General features: G+C 42.1%; 16 protein-coding genes and 1 tRNA gene. 7 read left to right on the top strand and 10 right to left on the bottom strand.

Features of this window, described 5'->3' with window-relative positions:
* Positions 1–202: 202 nt before the first annotated feature.
* Positions 203–2,380, bottom strand: coding sequence for a helix-turn-helix domain-containing protein (locus tag ACYQ3L_RS23440; protein ID WP_379998909.1), 2,178 nt, complete (start codon positions 2,378–2,380; stop codon positions 203–205).
* A 228-nt stretch (positions 2,381–2,608) separates the two neighbouring features.
* Here ACYQ3L_RS23440 and ACYQ3L_RS23435 point away from each other — a divergent pair, with 228 nt between their 5' ends.
* A complete protein-coding gene (locus ACYQ3L_RS23435) occupies positions 2,609–3,658 on the top strand; it encodes a DUF6340 family protein (RefSeq protein WP_379998911.1) in 1,050 nt (349 codons plus the stop codon).
* Between the two features lie 4 nt (positions 3,659–3,662).
* On the opposite strand, the gene argS is transcribed toward ACYQ3L_RS23435, so the two are convergent.
* Positions 3,663–5,459: an arginine--tRNA ligase gene (gene argS / locus ACYQ3L_RS23430; RefSeq protein ID WP_379998913.1), complete on the bottom strand. Its 1,797-nt coding sequence runs from the start codon at positions 5,457–5,459 to the stop codon at positions 3,663–3,665.
* A gap of 433 nt (positions 5,460–5,892) precedes the next feature.
* Between argS and ACYQ3L_RS23425 the strand changes: the two genes are divergently transcribed.
* Positions 5,893–8,181 carry a TonB-dependent receptor gene (locus tag ACYQ3L_RS23425; protein ID WP_379998915.1) on the top strand — a complete coding sequence of 763 codons (2,289 nt, stop codon included), beginning with the start codon at positions 5,893–5,895 and terminating at the stop codon, positions 8,179–8,181.
* Positions 8,182–8,251: 70 nt separating this feature from the next.
* Here the strand turns inward: ACYQ3L_RS23425 and rhaD are convergent, their stop codons facing one another.
* The 5 genes from rhaD to ACYQ3L_RS23400 form a co-directional block, all read right to left on the bottom strand.
* Positions 8,252–9,061, bottom strand: a complete 810-nt coding sequence (rhaD, locus tag ACYQ3L_RS23420; protein ID WP_379998917.1) for a rhamnulose-1-phosphate aldolase — start codon at positions 9,059–9,061, stop codon at positions 8,252–8,254.
* Between the two features lie 33 nt (positions 9,062–9,094).
* Positions 9,095–12,361, bottom strand: coding sequence for a glycosyl hydrolase (locus ACYQ3L_RS23415; protein ID WP_379998919.1), 3,267 nt, complete (start codon positions 12,359–12,361; stop codon positions 9,095–9,097).
* A gap of 21 nt (positions 12,362–12,382) precedes the next feature.
* A complete protein-coding gene (gene rhaT / locus ACYQ3L_RS23410) occupies positions 12,383–13,417 on the bottom strand; it encodes an L-rhamnose/proton symporter RhaT (protein ID WP_379998921.1) in 1,035 nt (344 codons plus the stop codon).
* A gap of 121 nt (positions 13,418–13,538) precedes the next feature.
* Positions 13,539–14,795 (bottom strand): L-rhamnose isomerase, encoded by a 1,257-nt coding sequence (locus ACYQ3L_RS23405; protein ID WP_379998923.1) that lies wholly within the window; start codon positions 14,793–14,795, stop codon positions 13,539–13,541.
* Between the two features lie 84 nt (positions 14,796–14,879).
* Positions 14,880–16,358, bottom strand: a complete 1,479-nt coding sequence (locus ACYQ3L_RS23400; RefSeq protein WP_379998925.1) for a rhamnulokinase — start codon at positions 16,356–16,358, stop codon at positions 14,880–14,882.
* Positions 16,359–17,248: 890 nt separating this feature from the next.
* Between ACYQ3L_RS23400 and ACYQ3L_RS23395 the strand changes: the two genes are divergently transcribed.
* Positions 17,249–18,256 (top strand): aspartate-semialdehyde dehydrogenase, encoded by a 1,008-nt coding sequence (locus tag ACYQ3L_RS23395; protein WP_379998927.1) that lies wholly within the window; start codon positions 17,249–17,251, stop codon positions 18,254–18,256.
* Between the two features lie 81 nt (positions 18,257–18,337).
* Positions 18,338–18,424: transfer RNA gene (locus tag ACYQ3L_RS23390), tRNA-Ser, on the top strand.
* Positions 18,425–18,765: 341 nt separating this feature from the next.
* Here the strand turns inward: ACYQ3L_RS23390 and ACYQ3L_RS23385 are convergent.
* Together ACYQ3L_RS23385 and ACYQ3L_RS23380 are read right to left on the bottom strand one after the other, a co-directional pair.
* The gene (locus tag ACYQ3L_RS23385; RefSeq protein WP_379998929.1) at positions 18,766–19,551 is read right to left on the bottom strand and encodes a hypothetical protein; all 786 of its coding nucleotides are present in this window, start codon (positions 19,549–19,551) and stop codon (positions 18,766–18,768) included.
* Between the two features lie 430 nt (positions 19,552–19,981).
* Positions 19,982–20,248 (bottom strand): HU family DNA-binding protein, encoded by a 267-nt coding sequence (locus ACYQ3L_RS23380; RefSeq protein ID WP_006801109.1) that lies wholly within the window; start codon positions 20,246–20,248, stop codon positions 19,982–19,984.
* A 228-nt stretch (positions 20,249–20,476) separates the two neighbouring features.
* On the opposite strand from ACYQ3L_RS23380, the gene ACYQ3L_RS23375 reads away from it, so the two are divergent.
* From ACYQ3L_RS23375 to ACYQ3L_RS23365, 3 genes are read left to right on the top strand one after another with little or no spacing between them, the layout of a single operon-like run.
* A complete protein-coding gene (locus tag ACYQ3L_RS23375) occupies positions 20,477–21,229 on the top strand; it encodes a rhomboid family intramembrane serine protease (RefSeq protein ID WP_379998931.1) in 753 nt (250 codons plus the stop codon).
* Positions 21,210–22,097: a rhomboid family intramembrane serine protease gene (locus tag ACYQ3L_RS23370; RefSeq protein ID WP_379998933.1), complete on the top strand. Its 888-nt coding sequence runs from the start codon at positions 21,210–21,212 to the stop codon at positions 22,095–22,097. Before ACYQ3L_RS23375 ends, ACYQ3L_RS23370 begins: the two co-directional genes overlap by 20 nt.
* Positions 22,081–23,229: an endonuclease/exonuclease/phosphatase family protein gene (locus tag ACYQ3L_RS23365; RefSeq protein ID WP_379998935.1), complete on the top strand. Its 1,149-nt coding sequence runs from the start codon at positions 22,081–22,083 to the stop codon at positions 23,227–23,229. Before ACYQ3L_RS23370 ends, ACYQ3L_RS23365 begins: the two co-directional genes overlap by 17 nt.
* Before the next feature lie 14 nt (positions 23,230–23,243).
* Here the strand turns inward: ACYQ3L_RS23365 and rlmD are convergent, their stop codons facing one another.
* Positions 23,244–24,659: a 23S rRNA (uracil(1939)-C(5))-methyltransferase RlmD gene (gene rlmD, locus ACYQ3L_RS23360; protein ID WP_379998963.1), complete on the bottom strand. Its 1,416-nt coding sequence runs from the start codon at positions 24,657–24,659 to the stop codon at positions 23,244–23,246.
* Positions 24,660–25,028 lie beyond the last annotated feature (369 nt).

The following is a 25,028-nucleotide window of genomic DNA, read 5'->3' as shown; positions in this document are numbered from 1 at the left end:
AGGAGATGTTTGCCTCGCCTTCGCTTCGGCGATTTGCAATTCACTTCGTTCAACATGACACAGAGGGCATAAGAATTCTGAACTTAACAGCCCGGCCCTGCGTCGTGGTAAAACAAAAGTTCTTACTTGTTCTTCTATTTTACATCACGTACTGACACGAACTTATAATCCACATCTTGCCCGATAGCGCATAGAATGGAAATTAACCTCTATCGGCCTTTCTCTCCGTATATCTAATGTAATTCATCACTGCCTTAATGTCAAGATAAGAACATTCCTTGGGCAATCTCTCCTTTATCTCGGTCAAAGGAGTCTGAGGCGCAATCTCTCTCAATACCGGAAGCATATATTCCATCCTGCTTTCATCGACCAGACGGCTAACGGCCAATTCTCCCGTAAGTACAAAACCCGCCAGATGGCCTTCGATAGTCGTAACAGCCAGATTACGTTCCCTGGAAATCTCTTTCACCGACTTCCCGTCGTTGAAGAGAGACAGGGTCAGGCGTTGCGAATCGCCTTTCTGCGGCCGTTCCTTTTTCTCCGGTTTTGTTTTCGTAATTTCTTCCTTAGGCAATGTCAGTTTATCAAAAGATAACCCTTCAGTAAGATTGACGTCACCATAACGTACAAACTCCATGCGTTCGAGCAAACGGAGTAAAGTTGCATGTATCTCTTTAGCTTTCTTCAGATATTGTTTTACTTTCGATGCGTTTTTAAGACTGTCCAGATGCTCTTCCACAGGCAGTATTATATATTGCTGCACATCTTTATGAAAATACAGTATTCCTTTCTGTACGCGTTCCCGGAGATGGTTAATATCAGGGTTCGGAGCCGACAGTATCCGGTTCAGTTCCTTCGTAAAATTCAGGGCTATCTCCTGCTGTTCCACAGCCCTGCTGCACAACCGGGCAATCATCGCCTGCGTTTCTTCCTGCTTGGGAATTTTCTTTTCCGTCGCCAGTTCATACAAAGAATGCAGGCTGCGGATAAATGGCGTCCAGTCGAAATATTTCTTTACCTGTCCGGCACAATAACGAGGCTTTTCCCGAATCAATATCTGACGGAGATATTCCGGGCTTTGCTCTTTATTAGCGAACTCTAAGGCAAAACGGTCGGTGCTTATGCTCTGCGCCGTGATACGCGAAAACAACACAATCCCCTCCAGGGAAGTGCAACGGCTAAGCGCCACATATACCTGGCCTGCAGCAAAAGCCTGCCCTGCATCTATCACTACCCGGTCGAAGGTGAGCCCCTGGCTTTTGTGGATGGTGATCGCCCATGCGAGGCGTATCGGGTACTGGGTGAATGAACCCAGCTCCTCCTCTTCTATTTCTCCTGATTCTTCGTTCAGCTTGTAACGGACATTACGCCATGTTTCACTTTCGAGCTCCATTTCGTCCCCGTTTTCGAAGCGTACCTGTATCTTATCTTCCGTCAAGAGGCAGATAGTAGCCAGTTTTCCGTTGTAATACCTGCGCTTCTCTCCCGCGTCATTCTTCACAAACATGACCTGCGCCCCTTCTTTAAGCGTCAGACTGGCTTCGGTTGGAAGGGAATTTTCGGAAAAGTCCCCTTTCACTTCCCCGTTGAATTTATATTCTTTACCGGCTAATCCCAATAACTCCTCACTATTGATACGATCGGCCTTATAGTTGTGTGTGCAAAGAACAATATAGCGGTTTTCCCCGGGCAGTTTGAATGTGGGATTATAACGCCGGTTGAGCACCTGCAAATCCTGAGATGTGGCGCAATTGTTGCGGATGCGGTTGAGTATATCGATAAATTGCTGATCCTGCTGCCTGTATATCGTTTTCAGCTCTATATAAAGAGGTGTATAATCGGCCAGTACCTGCGCATGGAAAAAGAACGGGGACGGATAATGATGTTTCAGCAGTTCCCATTCCGAAGTTTGCACGACAGGTGGTAACTGGAACATATCCCCGATAAACAGTATCTGCACCCCGCCGAAGGCCTGCTGGTTGTTCCTATACCGGCGAAGCATATAATCGATGGCATCGAGCATATCGGCACGCAACATACTTACCTCGTCTATAATCAGCAGATCGAGCTCACGCAACATTTCTATTTTAGACTTGCGCAGCTTGAAATGATAGTCCAGTTTCTTCTTTCCTTCAAAGTTGGGAATAAACGGTTCGAACGGCAATTGAAGCAGGGAATGTAATGTCACTCCCCCTGCATTGATGGCGGCAACACCGGTAGGGGCGGCCACAACGACATTCTTATCTACATTTTGTCGTATATAATGAAGGAATGTAGTTTTACCAGTTCCGGCTTTTCCCGTAAGGAATACACTTTGTGAAGTATTACCCACTATATCGGCAGCCAGCCTGAAAACTTCGTTTGCGGAAAGTTGATTCATTTATTTTGATGATTAAGGTCACAGACCTATTTATTGCGTTCATATCTGAAACAGCGATAGTTAGTTATGACTAAATAATGTAGCACTAAATATTTTCTTTTACTTATATTACAAATATAATGCTTATTTCGTACATTTAGGGTCGCAGAGCCCTTTGTTATTTCCCGGGATATGCGCACAGTTGCGATGAGATCGAGAAAAAAGTGTCAGTATCAAATGAAACGTATTATGAAACAGATATTATCCTCCATTATATTGATATATATATTGAGTTCGTGTACCACGATCAATCTTATCCCTATAGATGTACGGCAACCCGCATTCATATCTTTCCCTCCGGAAATTACGAATGTGGTTATTGTCGACAACAGCCCTACGCCAGACAACGACGAAGAAACCGCAACCCCGAATAATGGTCCGTCTATCTTATCGATGGACAGCGCACGCACAATATTCCTGAACTCACTGACTAAGTTTATGAATGAAGAAAAATACTTCAACAAAGTAGAACTATACCCTTATAAAACATATAATGGATCGAGCAATGATATAACCCTGCTGCCGGCAAGGAAAGTTCAGACCATTTGCCAAGAGAAAGATGCGGATGCATTAATATCTCTCAATCTGTTCGCCATTTCCGCTCAACTGGAAACAGAGAACACGGCGTATTTTAGTAATTACAGCATTCTCGGCACAAAGTTGGGAATCATAATGAGAGCATATGCCAAAGACGGTTCTCAATACGGCAACCCGGTCGGCCTTGTAGACAGCCTTTTCAGAGAGGAAACGGCAGACTGGAGCCGGATAAAGAACAACGTAGACGAAATAAACAGCCTTGTTACCGAAATGTCGGTAGTAGGTGCCGATAAAATAACCGGCAACTTCATACCTTCGTGGAAGACAAGCCAACGCTGGTACTACTCGGACAACTCTTCGGAGATGAAAAAGGCTGCGAAATTTGTGGAACAGGGAAAATGGGCGGAAGCCGCGGACATCTGGGGCGGATTGTACGATGACAGTAAGCCGACAAAGAAAATACGTCTGGCATCCAATATCGCTTTAGCAAATGAATCCCTCGATGATATAGAGAATGCCGTAAAATGGATAACCACAGCTTTTGAGATGTTACCCGAAAAGAGCCGCTCGGAACTGGCCATCCAGATAGCCCTGTATAAGGCGGAACTGGATACAAGGCTAAAAAATATACCCAAGCTGAAGGAACAGCTTGGGATAGAGGAGGAACCCCTCGAAGGAAATCCTGATTCTGTTTCCGAATAAAGTATTACATTCTGTCCGGAACTTCTATGCCTAACAGCGACATACCGCTTTTTACGATTTTACCTACTTCCTGCGAAAGAACGAGGCGGAAATCTTTCAACGCAGTATTTTCTTCTTTCAGTATTGTATAGTCGTGGTAGAATTGGTTATATTCCTTTACCAGATCGTATATATAATTCGCGATTAATGCAGGGTTGTATTCATCTCCGGCCTGCTTCACTACGGAAGCATAATCGGAAAGCAACTGTATAAGGTTTTCTTCTTTGGCTGTCAATTCCGTATCAACAGGCAACAATGCAGGAACAGACAATCCCTGTTCACCGGCCTTACGGATCACCGATTGGATACGTGCGTAGGTATATTGTATAAATGGCCCTGTATTTCCGTTAAAGTCGATAGATTCTTTCGGATTGAAAGTCATGTTTTTCTTCGGGTCTACCTTTAGGATAAAATATTTCAATGCCCCCATCCCCACGATACGGGCAATATTGTTTGCTTCATCTTCTGTAGCCCCGTCCAGTTTACCCAGCTCTTCGGATGTTATCTTGGCAGTGGATACCATTTCTGCGACCAGATCATCGGCATCTACAACCGTGCCTTCACGCGATTTCATCTTACCTTCGGGCAATTCTACCATGCCATACGAAAAATGCACAAGCCCCTTGCCAAACTCGTACCCAAGCTTATCTAAAACGATGGACAATACCTGAAAATGATAATTCTGCTCGTTACCTACGACATAGATCATTTCGCTCAGGTCTTTATGTGCCTTGAAGCGTTGCTGTGCAGTACCTATATCCTGAGTCATATAAACGGAAGTGCCATCGCTGCGGAGAAGCAGTTTATGATCCAGCCCTTCGGCTGTAAGGTCAGCCCACACCGAGCCATCTTCTTTCTGATAGAAAACACCTCTTTTCAACCCATCCAGAACCGTTTCTTTTCCATCCAGATAAGTTTCCGATTCGTAATATATCTCATTAAAGTCTACTCCCAGCTTCTTATATGTTTCATCAAAGCCTGCGTACACCCATGAATTCATCATTTTCCACAAACAGACCGTATCCGTATCTCCGGCCTCCCATTTGCGGAGCATTTCACGGGCCTCAGCCATCAGTTTGGACTGGCTCTCAGCTTCTTCTTTCGACAATCCTCTTTCTTGTAATTCCGCCAACTCAGTTTTATAATGCCTGTCGAACAATACATAATAGTCACCCACCAGATGATCTCCTTTTTTACTGCTCGATTCAGGCGTCTCCCCATTACCCCATTTCTGCCATGCCAACATGGACTTGCAGATATGGATGCCACGGTCATTTACTATATTGGTTTTTATTACCCTTTTACCGTTTGCTTTTAACACTTCGGACAGAGCAAAGCCAAGCAGATTGTTACGCACATGCCCCAAATGCAAAGGTTTATTGGTATTTGGTGAAGAATATTCCACCATAACGAGCGGAGCATCCGCTTTTATCTCCTGGATTCCGTAGTTTTCAACAGAATGCACAGAATTAAGTTCCTGTAACCAACAAACTCCGGCTATAGTCAGATTCAGAAAGCCCTTTATTACATTAAATTTTTCTACTTCAGAAGTATTCGCGACCAGCCATTCCCCTATCTCCTGAGCGGTTTGCTCCGGACCTTTCCTTGACATTTTCAAAAAAGGGAAAACTACCAGTGTAAGATGACCTTCAAATTCTCTTTTGGTTTTTTGCAATGAGGCCTGCTCGGGCGATACTGTTTGTCCGTAAAGGATTTCAATCCCTTTTATTACGTTTTCCTGCAACTTGGCTTCAATCTTCATATATCAATTATTTATTATTCTTAATATTAAGTTTGCAAAATTATAAAAAACTATCTATAAAGCTTATAAAAGCTGGGAAGTTTTATCTATAGGGTAGATAGCTGTTAGCAGTTGGATCTTTGACGTATTGATTAAAGCCGTTACGAGTTTGCCTCGCCTTCGCTTCGGCGAATGTTATTTCTGCGCCCTTCGGGCAGTTACGGGTTACAAGTTAGTTCACTGTTTACTGATGACTGTTAACTGTTGACTGTAAATAGTGTTGCCTTTTGACCATATATGGTTAGCATATATGAAAACAGATAATGTATCTAAATTGTAAAAGATGATGCATAGAAACGTTTCATTAGCGATTCGAACCACTTTTTCACTACATCTAGTGATTGCCGGAAATAAAGAGAATATATTACTTTGTGTAATCTAATAAATATAATCTATGAAACGATATTCATATATAAAGAATACACTATTGATCTCATTGGTATTTAATTGTATAACATCTGTTTATGCTAAAGGTGAATTACCTAAAGATACATTATATACCGAACTGAAAAATGACATTGTCATACTTTCCACAACAAAGGAAACCAATAGCCTCAAATCTTTGCCGGCTGCTGTTTCTGTATTTTCTCCTAAGAATCTGGATGCATTGCAGGTGCACTCCCTGAAAGACCTGAGTGCCATTGTGCCTAACTATTTCGCGGCCGATTACGGGTCCAAAATGACGGCACCTGTTTATATACGGGGAATAGGCGCACGGTCCGGTGACCAGACAGTGAGCATGTACGTGGATAATATTCCTTATTTCAATACAACCTCTTTCGATACCGAATTATTTGATATCCAGCGGATAGAGGTGCTTAGGGGTACACAGGGCACGCTATACGGCCGTAACGCAATGGGTGGTATAATGAATATTTATACCTATTCACCCTTGACGTATGAAGGTACGAGTGTTAAGGCAGGTGGAGGGAATTACGGTTTGTTTACAGCCAATGCATCCCATTATCAGAGGCTGAGTAATAAAACGGGATTCTCTGTGGGAGCCTATTACCGCCAGGATAACGGATATTTCACCAATCTATATACAGGCAAGAAGGCCGATGACCTTAAAAATGCAGGAGGCCGGGCTAAGTTTGTATGGGATATAACCTCCCGGCTTTCACTTAATTACAGTTTGAGCTTCGACTATGTAGATCAGGGAGCTTTTCCCTATGCGAATGTAGCTACAGGGGATATAAATTATGATTCGGAAGGCTACTACAAGCGCAGGCTCGTGACAAACGGACTGGCCCTGAAATATGCAGGCAACAACTACGAGATAAATTCTACAACCGGGTATCAATACCTGAATGACGAAATGAATATGGATCAGGATTATACGCCTTTATCCCTTTTTCAGATCAATCAACGCCAACGGCAAAATTCATTGAGTCAGGAAGTAACGGTTAAATCTGTGAGTGCATCAGATTATCAGTGGTCGTTCGGCGGATATGGTTTTTACGATTACCTGCACAACACACCTCCCGTATATATGATGAAAGACGGGATAAAGCGTTTTCTGCAAGACCCGCTGACAAACGCAGGGGCGCCCATTACTTTTACCGATGATCAAATTGATCTGAATGGTGAGTACAAGCGCCCTATTTACGGATTGGCGGTCTTTCATCAGTCGACATTCAATAATCTTTTCGGACTTAAAGGTTTTTCTGCCACGTTGGGATTACGCCTCGATTATGAAAAGACTAAACTGGATTATAATGCCTATACCTCTGCCGGATTTGATATAAATACGGGCCCGGGCAGACCTGTTATGTCGCACACTGTCGATACGGCAGTAGTAGGAAAATCATCTTCCGATTATCTGGAATTGTTGCCGAAAGGGGTATTGAAATACCAGTTCAACCCCGATTCATATGTGTATGCATCGGCGTCCAGAGGCTATAAGGCAGGCGGGCACAACATCCAGATATTTGCAGATCTGCTACAAGAGGCACTTGAGGCAAAGATGAAAAACAGCATGCCGGGAAGCCAGCCTTCGGAAGAAGGTACTCCTATAAATGAGCGTATCTCATATAACCCTGAGTATAGCTGGAATTACGAATTGGGAGGACAGGCCGATATAATCAGTAATACCTTATCCGCGAACATTGCCCTCTATTATATGGATGTCCGTGATGTACAGATCACCCAGTTTATAAAGACCGGGGGCGGACGTATGGTAAGCAATGCAGGTAAGGCAGAAAGCAAGGGACTGGAAGTAGGAATAAAAGCCCGCCCGTGCAATGGTTTCTATCTTTATGCAAGCTACGGATTAGCCGATGCCACATTCAAGGATTATAAAGTAAGGGATAAAGAGGGGACTGTTATCCATGATTATACAGGGAATCATATCCCTTTTGCTCCAAGTTCCACATTCAGCGTAGGCGGCAGTATTTCTTACGATTTCAAACATAATACGATCCTTGACAAGATCACATTCGATACTAATTTCGCCGGTGTGGGCAAAGTGTACTGGGCTGAGGACAATGATATGTCGCAGGGCTTCTACGGTACGTTGAACGCTCATCTGGCGTTGGATAAGAGTATATTTACGCTCGAAGTATGGGGGAAGAATATTCTCGACAGGGATTATAATACGTTCCTGTTCGAATCTATGGGCGACTATTTTGCACAAAAAGGAAAGCCGGTGCGCTGGGGGGCTTCGCTGAAAATTACATTGTAATTCTTGCCTTTATATAATAAGAAAAGTGCCTTTTTGAGGCACTTTTCTTATTATACATGTATTAAATTCTTTACTTTGGCAGATTGAACGCGACTTTCAAGGCTTCCATATCCTTCATCGAAGTACCTTCCGGCTCAAATCCCATCGATTTGGCTGTCAGGTAAATCTGTGCGGATTTGGATAAGGTATCCACCATATCGAAAGCTTCCATTATGTTTTCACTGACAGAGCAGACCCCGTGTTTTTCCCACATCACCACATCGTAGTCTTTCAGCATTTCCACCGTGGCATCTGCCAGTTCCATCGAGCTTGGCATTTTGTATGAAATGATACCCAGGCCTTTAGGGCAGAACGCCCGTGTTTCGGGAATCATACTCCAAAGCAGGTATGTAAGCTTGTCTTTTTCGAGGAAAGCGGGATTATGAGTCATTGCTATCAGGTCGATAGGATGCGTATGCAACGCCGCTTTATAACCCGAGCCTATTCCTATCTGGTAATTGTGCATCGATAAATGTGACGGAAGTTCGGATGTCGGTTTCACCGGATTATCCGCTATTATCACATAGCTGGCACAGTCGTCGAGAATCCGAATAACGGATGCATTTTCCATCGGCCAGCGAGCAAGGTCGCGCATGCGCCTGTTTGTACCTTTGCAGAAGAAATAGCAGCCTTTGAGATGCGGAAGGGGCTTTCCTATCTGCATCACTTCGCTTATGGGCTTCATATTCCGTATTTCATCGTCTGCCACATCGGTAATATTGATCGTGATATTTCCGCCATTACGTTCAGCCCATCCTTTTTGCCACAGGTAGCCGGCTACTTCGGCAACTTCATTTACCCGTTTGGAGAGTTCGGGGCGATTTTCTAATATTGATTTCATTTCTATAATATTATAATTTCTGTAATTATCTTTTCAATAACTGATAGTATAGACAGATACGGGACCCAGCAAACCGGATGATTGTAATCCACTGTCTTTATTATACGGATTGACAGGGCACCAGGTCTGACGCTGATCTTCCGGAAGCATACTGTCCCCGGTCAGACGGTTTACCCAGTTATTGACAACTGATATTTCTATACTGTTTTCTCCTTCATTTATATAGTTGCTGATTTCTATCCGCCACGGCGCTGTCCATACTCCACCTGCATATTTGCCGTTTACGGAGACTTTAGCCATTACCATTGTTTTACCTAAATCGAGATAATAGGATTTGTCTTTTGAAATGTTTGCCAATGTCACATTATTCTTATAGACGGCTGTTCCCGAGTAATATTTTATACTGTCATTATCTGATAGCGTCCAATCCTGGAGCGTATTCATTACCACAGGTTTTACTGGGCCTCTCATTTTTGAGTCGAAAGTAACAGTCCACGGAGAAACAACAGCTTGTACAGGTTCTAGCGCCGGGTAATTTATATTCACGTCTCCTCCGGGTGATTCCTTAGATGGTTCGCGGAATACGATGAAAGCGCTTTCCACAGGTTCCAGTTTAAGGGGTAATATGGTTTTACCGTCTTTTACTGTATATGCTTTCAGCTTCCGGACAGTAGCCGTCAAAGGGTCCCACAATTCCGGTATTTTCCCTTCTATCCTGAATTCAGGATTTATGGAGATTGTTTGTCCCGACTGGTTTGATATAAAGTACATATCCCCGTCATTTTGTGTACGATGGATAAACAGCACAGGATCATCCTGTCCGGTTCTAAAGTCCGGAACTATTTTCAGCATATCAAATAACTCCTGCATCTCCATTCCGGAGGCGATCATACCTTTTCCGGTTTTTGCGTATCTGGTATTTATTCCATCTACACCATTCCATAGAGAAGCAGCAAGCTGTTTCACTTCATTGTCCGCCGCAGGATAATTCTCGTAACTTGGAGATCGTGTTGGTGCAGGACCTAAAACTACTGCGCCGTCATTCACCAGTTGTGATATTTTCTTTAAGAGTTCAGGTCGCATAGTTTCCTGCCGGGGCAAAACGAGCACTTTATATTTTATCCCGTCCGGTAATACGATATAGCCGTCTTTTACCTTAGCCCGTGTCATTAAAACTTCCGCGTTTATATAGTCAAAAGAATAACCTTTCGGCAAGGCAGGATCACAGACTCCGGTCATTTTAGGGGCGTCTTCACCTATAAAATAAGCCACATCGGCGACATAAGTGCCCTGCTGTAACATATAATTGCACCGTTTCAGGTACCGGAGAAAAATATCCATATCATAGAACCATGTATTCTTACGGTTAAATTCATTTCCGAACCATGCGTTCATACCCGGGTTTTTATCCTCGTAAGGCTGATGAACATACACATGCAACAGTGTACTATTTATACCTTCTGTAAAAAAACGGTCGCCACGCTGTTTCAGCAATTCCGGATAACGGGCAAAATGGGCGCCTCCCGCAGTAAAGGATTCCGCGAAGATCTTCTTTTTGCCATAAATATGCCCGCAGGAAGAAGCCGCCTTGTTTTCTATATCGCCAAGGGTGCCTTCGCTCCAGAATTCGCCTCCTATCTCGTCCGACTGGCCGCCATACTGCAAAAATTCACCGGGAAATCCCCAATGACCGTAATTTTCGAGCCATGTTTTTAAGCCATGTTTGCTACCTGCTTCACGGAATCCTCCCACAAAGTCATAGGCTACTTTATCTGCCACAAGCCGTCTTAAATCCCACAGAAAACGATCCGTGATATCGCGGCTGCCGACCACATAGCCGCTGAATGCAGGAATAAAAGGAACGGGATCATAGTTGTATCTCTTTTTGAAGTCTTCAACAAAACCGTCGGTCCAGTTCTGCCCTCCCACTTCATAGCTATCCTGCACTATAACTTTCCAGGTCTTCCTATCTTCGGCAGGAATGCGGCGTATTATCTCACCCATGAATGCATCGAAATGAGCCGCAACATGCTTTTTACTCATTTTATCAATTTCCAGGCCTTCTCCTTCAGCCGATGCTGGGGAATTGCGTGTGCCTGTCGGAACCATTCCCGAACGGATGATCTTCCAGTCGCCTTCCGGAACTTTCCACTCCAGATTACCATCTTTATCCATATACCCAGTAATATCAATGATTTTAGTCGGATCGACAAGAGACAATTTGTTGCCGGTTTCGGGTTGTTTGTCCCACATATATTCATGCCAGTACGGAAGCGGGCTTTGGAACATTTTGCCTAACGTTTTTTCTACATAGCGCTCCTCTAATGTTTCGGCAGATAACGAAAGCTCCGCTATGCCACAATTTTGGTTCGCGTTTGTAAATATTACCCTGAAATCTTTACTCTCTGTTTCCGGAACGGCTATTACCACCGGGCCATATGGGTTGAATCCGACCTGTACGCTTGCATTCGTGCGGTTGATATTGAATTTTCGAACTGCGTTGTATTGCCCGTTACTGTCTTTTACGAGTAATTCAATATCCGCGTTTATGGGATGCCGGGTGGGCAAAACCGATATAGACCTTAATACATAAGGTTCCGGATTTTCAAAATCTACTGTAACGGTTCCGAACGATTCCAAATTGATCCCCGTATCAGGATTTCCGTCTGCAATATAGGATATATCCCTGATCTGAGGTGTCGATTTTATTTTAGCAATCTTAGAGTTCAACGGCAGAAGTGATTTGTCGTAAGGAAAAGCCAAAACTTTTACATCCTGAAAATCGCCATCCGGCTTTTCCAGTTTCGTGCTTAATGCAAGCGGGCCTGTAACGGACAGTTCCGATACGGAAAGATAGCGCATCGACTGACCGGGTGTTACCCAGGGGCCTCCCGACTGGCTCCAGCCAGGGCCATTGAATATTCCTATTTCTATATCTAATTCTGTAGCCTTTTTCAGTGCGGTGTGCATTATATCCCACCACTCGTCCGAGAGCAGTTTTACATTCCCGTAGGGAATATCATTAGGACCTAATCCTATATTTCCGATAAAAGCTCTGTTGATGCCGACCTTCTTCATGGCTTCAAGATCTTTTATAACACCCTCTTTTGAGATGTTGTCCGATATCCAGTACCAATATACAGAGGTTTGCACCTCCCCGGGTATATCTTTAAAGTTTTTTTCTATTTCTGAAAAACTTACAACGGAATTTTCTTCATTTTCAGAAGACAAACAGCTTGTCAGAAAGAAACATATTAAAAATGTTCCGGCAATTAAATATAAAAACTTTATAATTTTCATACCTGTGATCTTTGATGCTGTTTATTTCAATATCTGAGGTAAAATTATAGAAATTATCAATACAAGCAACCCTATAACCAGTATAGTGATCGTCTTCTGTCCCGAACCTTTCCATTCTTTCAGTATAATGCCCCACAGATTACTGAACAATACGTTCAGCGACATCAGGATACTCCACGAGAATGCCATCATTACACTACCCGGCTCAAAGAAGCTCTGACCGATACCCAATCCGAAAAACTGAGAATACCAAAGCAATCCGGCCAAGGCGCAGAACATAAGGTTATTTATCCAGTTCGCACCTGTGATGGACGTATAATCCTTAAACGATTTATTCTTATAATTCTGATAAAGGCAATAGACCGCATTTGTGATGAAACCGCCCGTGGTAACAAGTAATATAACCGGGTTGAGAGCCAGCAGGGTGCTTGCTCCGGCTTCCAGCAATTGAGCCTTGATCGGTGCTCCGGCTTCCAGCCCGAGGTTGAAGCAGGCACTCATTACTCCTGCGAGAAGCGCAATAAGGATACCTTTTTTTAATGCAAAATCTTTTACCGCCTTTTTCTTTTCCTCCTCCGACATATTGCGCGATTTCAATGCTCCGGCATATCCGATTATCGCAATGCCGGCAATGGCTATCGATACTCCGATAAGGAGAATAAGCCCGTTGCCTTCAAAAAGGTTCTCTCCTTTCAGCAGAGCCGGAATCAATGTCCCGAAAGCCGAGCAGGTGCCCAGCGCCAGCGATTGCCCCAAAGCAATACCCAGATAACGCATACTAAGGCCGAACGTAAGTCCCCCTATTCCCCAGAGAATGCCATATCCTATTGGTTTCAGTATGGCGTCCCCTCCGGAAAACAATAGTTCGGTAAGCGAGAAACCGGAGGGAACAGCCAATAATGCTCCTATTAAAGGAAATACCAACCATGCGAAGATTCCCTGAACAAGCCAGAAACATTCCCACGACCAATTTTTCACTTTATTGATCGGCACGTAGGAACTGGATTGTCCGAGGCTTCCTATTGCAATTATTATTAATCCTATGATTGTATTCATATATATTCCACCTCCCCCTTGCCCCCTCCAAAAGAGGGGGGGATGAGAGTATTTGTTTTAATTAATTATTATTCATTTAAACATTCTTACTCCTCCCTTTTGGGGAGGTCGGGAGGGGTGTTTAACGTTTCGATGTTACGTCCTTTTCATACTGCTGTATTTCGCCGATATAATCTTCTCCGACAGCAATATTGTTTTTCAGGCAGAAGTAATCCCATACGGCATTCCAAGGCAAGCCCTTAGCTTCTTCGAGCAATGCGAGACGTTCAAAGTATTGTCCGTTGGCTTCGTACTCGCGAAGTTTGACGATCGGCTCGAGCAATCCCTGCAGGAATGCTTTCTGAGTAGAGCGTATACCGATTGCATAAGCGCCGATACGATTGATAGAAGCATCGAAGAAATCCAGTCCGATATGCACTTTGTCCAGTGCATCGGCACGTACGATTTCTTTTGCCAGATCGATAGTCTCATCATTGAGCAATACCACATGGTCAGAGTCCCAACGGACGGCACGGCTGACATGTAACATGATTTCAGGAGTGAAGAGAAGTAAAGATGAAATTTTGTCGGCGACACTCTCTGTCAGGTGGAAGTGTCCCATATCCAGTGTAACCATCTTTTGTTTTTTAGCCCCATAACCCAAATAGAAGTCATGTGAGCCTACTGTATAACTTTCGAGAGCGATACCGAATAGTTTAGACTCTATACAGTCTTTCATATTTTTATACTCTTTCGCAAATATCTGGTCTAAAGAGTTTTCCAGTAATGAACGGTACAGATAACGGTTTACAGTTACATCTTTCGATCCGTCGTGTACCCAGATATTCATAATACACGGATCGTTCTGGAATTTACCCATTTCTTCCGAAATGGCACGGCAGCGTTTTGTATGCTCGATCCAGAAATCACGGATAGATTTGTCGGGATTGGCCAGAGTGAGATCGCCGCTCTTAGGATGTCCGAATGATGTGGAGTTGAAGTCCAGTTTCAGGTCTTTCTCTTTCGCCCATTGCATCCAGCTTGTAAAATGGGATGGTTCAACTTCGTCACGGTCTACTACCTTCCCTCCGAAATCGCCATATATTTCGTGCAGATTGAGACGGTGCTTGCCGCCTACCAGTGTCTGCACCTTTTCAATATCGGCACGCAGTTCGTCGATGTTGCGGGCTTTCCCCGGATAGTTTCCCGTAGCCTGAATCCCACCGCCACCGAGATTACCCAGGTTTTCAAATCCTGTGACATCATCTGCCTGCCAGCAGTGGATGGATATTTGTATCTTTTGCAGTTTTTCGAGTGTAGCGTCTACATCTACTCCTATTGCCGCATAACGTTCTTTTGCTATTTCGTACGATTTTTGTACCAGTTCATTTTTTTTCATGATTATTTTATTTAAAGATTTAATTATTTAATGTTTAAAGATTCCATTTTTTTCGTGGCTTTGCCAAAGTCCCCCAAGGGGGATTCAGGGGGCCAGGATGGTGAGGAAGTCCTGATATTTCTCATTCCACTGTCCGGTATCCTGCGGATAGAAGGTTTCGGGGCTCACACTCCTGCGGATAACGTCCCTTATCTCCTGTAAAGAACCGACCAGCCCAAGTCCTTTTGCCTGCATCATTATATTCCCTATTGCCGTGGCTTCACCGGGACCTGCTACTACGGGCATACCGATTGCATTGGCTGTCATCTGGTTCAGCAATTTGTTTTGCGAACCGCCGCCAATCACATGCAGTTTTTCTATCGGGAAAGGCGCTACCTTTTGCAGGCAACCCAATACATATTTATATTTAAGGGCCAGGCTATCAAAGATGCAACGGATAAATTCCGCATCGCTTTGGGGTGATTTCTGGTTCGTTTTCTTACAGAAGTCAACTATTGCCTTTGTCATACACTCGGGATTGGCAAATGACGGATGGTCAGGGTCTACCAATGATTGAAAACCATTTACAGAACCGGATAGGGCTACAATTTCAGGATAAGTGTATTGCCTGCCGGCTATCTCCCATTCTTTACGGCATTGCTCCAGAAGCCACATGCCGGTAATATTTTTGAGAAAACGTACTGTGCCGTCTACACCTCCTTCGTTGGTGAAGTTCATCGCGAACGAATCTTCAGTGACTATGGGGTCATTGACTTCGATGCCCATCAGCGACCATGTTCCCGAACTCAGGTATGCGAAATTTTCATTTTCGGCAGGTACGGATACCACGGCCGAGCCTGTATCGTGCCCCGCAATGGCAATGACGGGTGCGTCGGTTATTCCGCATTCGTTCGCTAAAATACTGTTCAGATTACCGATTATCTGTCCCGGCATAACAACCGGAGGAATAATAGACGGACTGAGTCCTATTGCTTCCAGTAATTTATTTTCAATCTTTTTCGTCGTAGGGTTTAACAGCTGTGCAGTGGATGCAATGGTGTACTCACATACTTTTTTCCCTGTGAGCAGATAGGACAACGCATCGGGCATGAATAATATTTCCTTGGCAGCTTTTAGTGCGGATGAGCCTTCTCTTTTAGCAGCATATAACTGGAAGAGGCTGTTGAAATTCATTATTTGGATGCCAGTCAGTTCATATACTTCTTTGCGTGGTATGATCTTGAAATACTCGTCGGGTATGCCTACCGTATAAGGATCACGGTACGAGCGCGCTGTACCCAGAACGGAACCGTCTTCGCCCAGATATACAAAGTCTACGCCCCATGTATCGATACCGATAGCATCTATTTTTATATTTTGGGACGAGGCGGCGCGCATGCCATCCTTCAATGCTTCATACAGGGCGAATACATCCCAGTAGTATTTATCATGGATGTGTATTATCTTGTTCGGAAAGCGTGTAAGTTCTTTCAGTTCTACTTTGCCGTTACATAATGTGCCGATAATACTGCGCCCGCTGGTGGCGCCAATGTCGAATGCGAGAAAATTGTACGTGTTGCTCATGATTTCAGATTAATTTTCATGATACAAATTTAGGTTTTAACTAATCCTGCGAATTGCACAAAATGATATACTACCTTGAAAAAATGATAAATCTTATTTTCAGGGACATATATATTCTGTTGGTATTTTCTTATTACTTTATCTATATTATAAGTTGATCGTTCTTTGAAGTGTTGGATTTAGTATTTAAAAATTTAATGTTTAAGGATTCAATAATTAAAATGCGTAAAAGTTGTCACCTTTGTTACTTTTTATATAGTGTTCTTTGTGTAAATCTTTGTGCCCCTTGTGGTAAAGAGTTTTAACCACCAAGTACACGAAGGAAATCACAAAGGGCACAAAGGCTGAAAAGACTGTTACTTTTGTTACCTTTTAACGAGTAGTAAGTATTGAGTAATAAGTTGAAAGTTATATGAGATACGAGTAGACAAGATACGAGATACAAGTTGCTAACTGTTTACTGCTAACTGTTAACTGTTCACTGAAAAAAGTGTTACCTTTTTTAAGAGTTACGGGTTAATTCACCCTTCGGGCAGTTACGGGTTGGCCAGCGTCTTATTTTGTTTCACGCAAAGACGCAAAGGTGCAAAGTTTTTACATCTTATGATACGAGTTGTTAACTGATAACTGTTCACTGTAAAGGTTGTTACCTTTTTACGTCTTAGCGATGGGTTTAAAACCACAGAGCAAGAGGAGTAGCGCGGGGTTCATTGGAGAAAATATATATAAAAAGAGAGATCGGAGAAGGTAATCAGAATTTTTAGGACAAAAGGGTTATAGTCCGGCTTTTACACTGGCATAGTAAAAACTAAGAAATCGAAACCCATAATTAATAACTAATTAATTATCTTTGTACTCTTATTTATTATAAAAATTCATCCGATAAAAAAATGAGAATTGCTATTGTTGGCACAAGTGGTGCTGTAGGTCAGGAATTTCTTAGAGTTCTTGACGAGCGTGACTTTCCTATTGAGGAATTAGTATTGTTTGGTTCTGCCAGAAGTGCGGGAACTACTTATACCTTTCGCGATAAACAGTATACAGTCAAACAACTGGAGCATAATGACGATTTCAAAGATATAGATATAGCTTTCGTTTCGGCCGGAGGTAGTGTCTCCGTTGAGTTTGCTTCTACGATTACCAAGCACGGGGCGATAATGATAGATAATTCGAGTGCATTCCGCATGGATAAAGATGTGCCGCTTGTAGTACCTGAGGTAAACGGAGAGGATGCGAAGGTGCGTCCGAAAGGTATTATTGCCAATCCTAATTGTTCTACGATACAGATGGTGGTAGCGATGAATGTGATAGAGAAAATCTCTCATATCAAACGTGCTCATGTAGCTACATATCAGGCCGCATCGGGAGCAGGAGCCGCTGCTATGGATGAGCTTATCAACCAGTTTAAGCAAATAGCGTACAATACGGATGTTACCGTTGAGAAATTTGTTTACCAGCTGGCATATAACCTGATTCCGCAGATAGATGTATTTACCGATAACGGTTATACAAAAGAAGAACTGAAGATGTATAACGAGACACGTAAGATAATGCATTCCGATATTGAAGTCAGCGCAACATGTATCCGTGTACCGGTTTTACGCTCTCATTCGGAAGTTATCTGGGTAGAGACAGAACGTCCGGTTTCACCCGGTGAAGCCCGTGAAGCATTCTCTAAGGCCGAAGGTGTGATCGTACAGGACAATCCTTCTGAAAAAGAATATCCAATGCCTTTGTTTGTGGCAGGTAAGGACCCTGTATATGTAGGAAGAATCCGTGAAGATATCGCCAACCCGAACGGGCTGACATTCTGGGTGGTGGCCGATCAGATAAAGAAGGGCGCAGCACTGAATGCCGTACAGATAGCTGAATATTTGATAAAAGAAAAAGCTATTTAAATAGGAAACTTGTTTGTATAATCAAAACAAACAATTATATTTGCATCGCAATTGAGCAAAATGATGCTTTTTGCGATTTCAGGAAGTGTGGGTGAGTGGCTGAAACCACCAGTTTGCTAAACTGACGTACGGGTAACTGTACCGGGGGTTCGAATCCCCCCGCTTCCGCAAATGTTAAAATTTCACCGGATTTATAAGCGACCGCAGGGTCGCTTTTTTATGGTGTAAAATCATAATAAGCGTTGATTTACAATTGACTATAAAAACATTACCCCCGATACAATTATCCATTTGTCAGTTGGCAATACCGCCCAATCATAACCGCTTTCAGCTTTTTACCACTAAAAGTGTAACTGTTTAAATATATCAATTAAGCGAAGAATCATTTAAACGATTGATTCAACGACAAATAAACCGGTCACATTTTTGAATATCACTTTTTTTATGGCAAAAAATAATAAAGCCCCATACTTTATGATACAGGGCTATTAAGTCTATATGAAAGTATATTAATAAAATACTTTTTCAATGAGTTGAGATGTAATAACCAACTCTGCTTTTGGAAATTCTTTTTGTACTTCTTGAGTAACATCTTCCATTAAAGCCATTGGGAATTTTTCTGTCGCTTTTGTTGTTGGATAATATCTTCCAAGAACGAATATTCTTTTTTCAACGCTAAAATCTATTTCATACCCCCATTTATAAGCTTCTGTAAAATTCTCGTTACCATGTTCTTTCATTTCAAAAGAAGTTTCCACCTTTTTATTACCACCGTATGTATCTGTATAAATGATAGCTTCTCCTTTGCCATTCAGTCTATCAGTAAAGATAAATTTATAACCTCCATCTACTTTTACCGGTATTTTAGCAAGTTGAGCTTCAATAATTGCATTTTTTTGGTTCTCGGTCAAATCTCCTCCAACTACTTTTACATTTTGTTGCTTTACAATATAACTATGAGTTTCATAATCCACAATAACATTCAGGATCAATGAGTTTTGAGAATTATCAGTTATGGCAATTTTAGTTTCTCCTAAACCAATAATCTCAATACTAAAATCTATAGTTGAAATCATGTTGACTTTGACTATATCTTCATTTTCTGATTTTACAGAGTAATTTCCATCTCCCCCTTGTATCGGAAAACTATATTTAGTATCGTTAGGATACATTAACGAGATTGTTGTATTTTCCTGGTCCTTTAGCGTAATAGGCTTTAAACCACTGTCATTATCATCACAGGAATAAAATATGCATCCAATCATTAACAATGTAAAACAAAGCATTTTTTTCATAGTGTATGTATTTTTAATTAGTGTCTATATTTATATGATGCAATATTGGTGTTTTTTGCTGCATTTTATATTATAGCGAATGTAAAAATATAGTTATGATACTATTTCTTATGACAAAGTCATATCGTCAAATTACACTTTTGCATAGCGATTCCTGTAGTATAGAAGTTCACATTTCCTTTTCTGTTAAATTCGTCTTTTAGTTGTTTCCGGGTATGTATTCTATTTTGTATTCCATTTTCTTTATTCTTTGAAAATAACCTGTATATCTGTAAAGAACTTATTTAAATCGCTATTAATGTCCGAAGCGGCTGTTTAAGTTTGTTAGGACAGTTATCAGAGACCGTTTGTTTACCGTTTTTCTTATAAAGAAAAAGCAGAAAAGGACTACCTTTTCTGCTCTTTATCTTTTAGAGATGTAATAGTTAAATTACAATGCAGCTAAATCAGCACCAGCTTTAAATTTAACAGTTTTCTTAGCAGGGATATTGATAACTGCCTTAGTTCTAGGATTAATCCCTTTTCTAGCAGCTTTTTGAGTTACAGAGAATGTACCGAAACCAACTAGGGCTACTTTTCCACCTGCTTTAACTTCTCCTGTTACTGATTCGATAAAAGCTTCCAGCGCTTTTTTAGAATCTACTTTGCTCAAGCCTGATTTTTCAGCAATAGCATTGATAAGTTCTGTCTTGTTCATAATAAATTTTGTAATGATTAATTAAACATTATATAACTGAAATTACGTTTTTCTCCATCTTCTATTTCTAGCTCCCAAATATAAGTGTTTTATTTAATAATCATAAAAAAAATAGGGAAAAACTCACACCAAATCGCAAAATATCTAAATGTAGACCTCATTTTAGAATAAAAAAGAAAAAATATAAGTACTTTTGGGCTTTGGATAAACAAATTTTAAGGAAATAAGATGAATCAGAATAGTGCGGGTTTTATGGGTTCCATTCCGGTTGTCACACGGAATCTGCTTATCATAAATGTATTAGCATATTTCGCAACTATAATGTTGAAGAATGTAGTGGACCTGAATGATTACCTGTCTCTTCATTATATCTCTTCCTCCCTTTTTATGCCTCACCAGATCATAACGTATATGTTTATGCACGGCAGTATTAGCCATTTATTTTTCAATATGTTCGCCGTATTTATGTTTGGACGCGTATTGGAAACAGTGTGGGGGCCTAAGAAATTCTTTGTATATTATGTTATTACGGGAATAGGAGCGGCAGCCCTGCAAATATTAGTGACCTACCTCCGGATCAGAGGTATCGAAGGAAGTTTATCTCCTGATATAGTATCACAAGTGCAAGCCGGAGTTACCAGTATTATGGCAAACGTAAATGATCACGAAGCAATACAGGATTTATTCGTACTTATCAATACTCCAATGCTGGGCGCGTCAGGCGCAGTCTTTGGAATACTGGTAGCGTTCGGGATGCTGTTTCCCAACGCAGAGCTAATGCTCTTGTTTCCACCGATACCAATCAAGGCTAAATGGTTCGTTATCGGATACGGAGTCATAGAGCTTTCTTTAGGTATTGTGGATAGGGTTGGTGATAACGTGGCACATTTTGCCCATCTGGGAGGACTAATAACAGGTCTTATCATATTACTTTACTGGCGTAAAAAAGGATTTACTACAAATGGGAATATTTTCGGATAATATAAAACCGATACTTAAGCGAAAGGATGTATTGATACGGTTGATCGTCATCAATATATGCGTTTTCCTGATATTGATAGCGGTCAACATCACCAAGCTGTTCAATATAGATATTACTGATTACATTATCAGCTATATAGCCATACCGGCACAACCCGGATTATTGAAGACGCATTTCTGGACACCTTTAACATATATGTTTGTGCATGAAGGCTTTTTCCATATACTATTCAATATGTTAATGCTGTATTGGTTCGGACAGATATTTCTTTCGTATTTCAATGCCAAAAGCCTTGGCAGCTTATATATACTCGGAGGATTGGCCGGAGCCGCCCTTTTCGTACTGACATTCAATACGGTCCCGATGTTTGTGCTTATGAACGAGGCTCCGATGATCGGAGCATCAGCTTCGGTAATGGCAATCATATTTGCGGTTGCATTTTATCGGCCTGATACCGAAATCGGGCTCCTTTTTCTGGGACGGATAAAAATCATCTATATAGCTTTGGTAATCTTTGTTCTCGATTTTATCGGCCTTACCAGCACCAGTAATCCCGGAGGTCATATAGCCCACATTGGCGGCGCATTAATGGGATATATATATGCGAAGCAATATCTGAAGGGAAAGGACATCACTCGCTGGGTCAACAGAATAATAGATTTTATTGCCAATTTAACAAAGCCTAAATCAAAGACCAACCCTAAAATGAAGGTGAAGTACAAGAACCAAACGGACTACGAATATAATCAGCGAAAATATAACGAATCCGAAGAAATAGACCGCATTCTGGATAAGCTTAAGGCCTCAGGCTATAACAGCCTTAGTTCAGCAGAAAAAAAACGATTATTCGATGCCAGCAACAAGTAATCTCTTAGGGAAGAAGATCGGCAGAGTTATTAAGTATACGGTCTTTGCAACCAACATTGTAGCAATTATTTTATTACTATTATCATTATTAGCATGGTCGGTGGTTCCCTCCAAAGCTCTCCTCATCGCTTATTTAGGGTTGATATTTCCCATCCTGCTATTTATTAATATAGCTTATCTCATTCTCTGGACTGTTTTCTTCCGCTGGAAGTATGCTGTCATACAACTTGTTGTAATCCTGGCCTGCTGGCAACCGATATCTACCTGTTTCCCCGTACATATGGAAACAAAAGAAAAAGACATCCCCAAAAACAGTATTAAGGTGCTCACCTATAATGTCAGGGGGTTTAACTGGCTGACAGGCAACAAAGCCCGGAATAACCCGATTCTGGACTATGTAACACAAAGCAATGCCGACATTGTCTGTTTTCAGGAGTTTGCCGTATCAACCAAGAAGAGTAATGGCAGTATCATTTCAGTGCAGGAACTGAACGAGATAATGAAGGACTATCCATACCGTTCTATCACCGAATTAGGGAAAACGGGTAAGGCAAAAAAGTCTTATATTTACGGCATCGCCTGCTATTCAAAGTTCCCTATCACAGAATCAATAAAGGTACCTATTCAAAGTACTTACAACGGCTCTGTTATACACAAGCTGGAAATAGACCGCCGCACTGTCACCCTTGTCGTGAACCATCTGGAGTCGAACAGGCTGACCACTGAAGACAAAAAACTCTATAAAGACTTTCTGAAAACAAGGGACAGGGAATCGTTCGACGAAATGGCCAGTACCCTTCAGGACAGATTGGGTGCAGCATATCAGATACGCGAATCGCAGGTAAACCTTATCAGAAGTTTTATGGATAAGCAGGATGCCAAAGCAACCATCGTATGCGGCGACTTCAATGATACGCCCATATCATACGCCTATCGCACGATGAAGGGCGATTTGGTGGACTCATACGCAAATTCGGGTTTTGGACAAGGGATAACTTATCATGAAAACTACTTCTGGGTGAGAATAGACTTTATACTGCACTCCCGCGCCTTCGAATCCTATAATTGCACAGTAGACAAGGTTAAGTATTCCGATCACTACCCTGTGTGGACATATCTCGCCTTCAAGTAAATTTCACTCCTCGATCACCGTATCTCCAACAGAACCACATTCTCTACATGATGAGTATGGGGGAACATATCTACCGGCTGAACTTTCGAAACTTTATACTTCTCGTCCAATAGAGACAGATCCCTGGCCTGAGTCGCCGGATTACAGCTCACGTACACAATCCGCCGGGGTTCGGCAAATAATATGGACCTGATAACATCGTCATGCATCCCTGCGCGCGGAGGATCGGTAATGATTACATCCGGACGGCCATGTTCATTAATGAAATCCTGTGTAAGTATATCCTTCATATCCCCGGCATAGAACAGTGTATTATCTATCTTGTTGTTCTGCGAATTGAACCTGGCATCCTCAATAGCATCTTCCACATATTCTATTCCAATGACCTTTTTCGACCGGCGCGCGACAAAGTTAGCGATTGTGCCTGTTCCGGTATATAGGTCATACACAAGCTCATCCCCGTTCAACTGCGCAAAATCCCGTGCAATTTTATATAGATTATAAGCCTGCTCACTATTTGTCTGATAGAATGATTTCGGACCAATTTTAAATTTAAGCCCCTCCATCTCTTCATAGATAAAATCATTGCCTTTCCATGTCAGCACCTCCTGATCGGTGATCGTATCATTCGCCTTCTGGTTGATAATATACAGCAGGGCCGTAATCTGAGGAAACTTATCGGCGATGGCTTTCAGCAAATCTTCCTGCTGTTGTTTGCCGTCATCGTAGAATACAACGATAACCATCAATTCGCCGGTAGTAGATGTGCGGATTATCAGGTTGCGCATCAATCCTCCCCTGTTCCGCAGGTCAAAAAAAGCATATCCTTTTTCATGGCAGTACTGACGGATAAAGTTGCGTATCTGGTTCGAAACATCATCTTGCAACCAGCATCTATTGATATCCAGTACCTTGTCGAACATTCCCGGAATGTGAAAGCCCAACGCATCCATATTCATTTCTGCGAAATCCCCTCCCGAACGTAATTGCTCCAAGGTCAGCCATTTCTTATTCGAGAAAGTGTATTCCAGCTTATTCCGGTAAAACTCTGTCTTTTCCGAACCCAGGACAGGTTGAATTTCGGGCAGCTCTATTTTCCCTATGCGGGTAAGGTTGTCGGCCACCTGTTTCTGTTTGAATTTCAACTGCTCCGGATATGGCAGTATCTGCCATTTACATCCGCCACAGATGCCGAAATGTTCACAGAATGCTTCTACCCGGTCAGGAGAGTATGTTACAAAGCGGACGGGTTTACCCTCTGCATACTTATTTTTCTTACGGGTGATCTGTAAATCGACTACATCGCCCGGTACTACATACGGGATAAACACGACCAGATCATCTACTTTGGCTATGGCCTTGCCTTCAGCGGCTACATCTATAATCTGTACATTCTCTATCAGAGGAAGCTCTTTTTTCTTTCGGCTCATTGATGTTTCTTTAGTTTCGGAAATGGATGCAAAGATAGGGAAATAGTTAGGAATTATGAATAATAAGTGTAAGTTATGGATATAAAGGCTATCACATATTCCGGCTTTTAGCTGATGCTTATCAGTTGCCGGCATGTATCCGGTCAGTTTTATGTAAAATCATACATATAGAAATAAACGGACAATTTTATGTATGTTTTGAAGATCTGGAAAATAAAGTATAAAAAGTATTTGCCGGAGTGTTTTTTTGCTGTCTCCCGGGGTTCTGGCCAACAGACCCGGCGCAAATGATCTCAGCTAAGATCCTCTTGCAGATATCACATAATTTTAGTATTATTGCAATCTATTTGTCATCATTATGCATGGCCG

This window comes from Dysgonomonas termitidis (assembly GCF_054657735.1).
The sequence above is the reverse complement of the archived record's forward strand: the minus strand, read 5'-3'. Positions and strand labels throughout refer to the sequence as shown.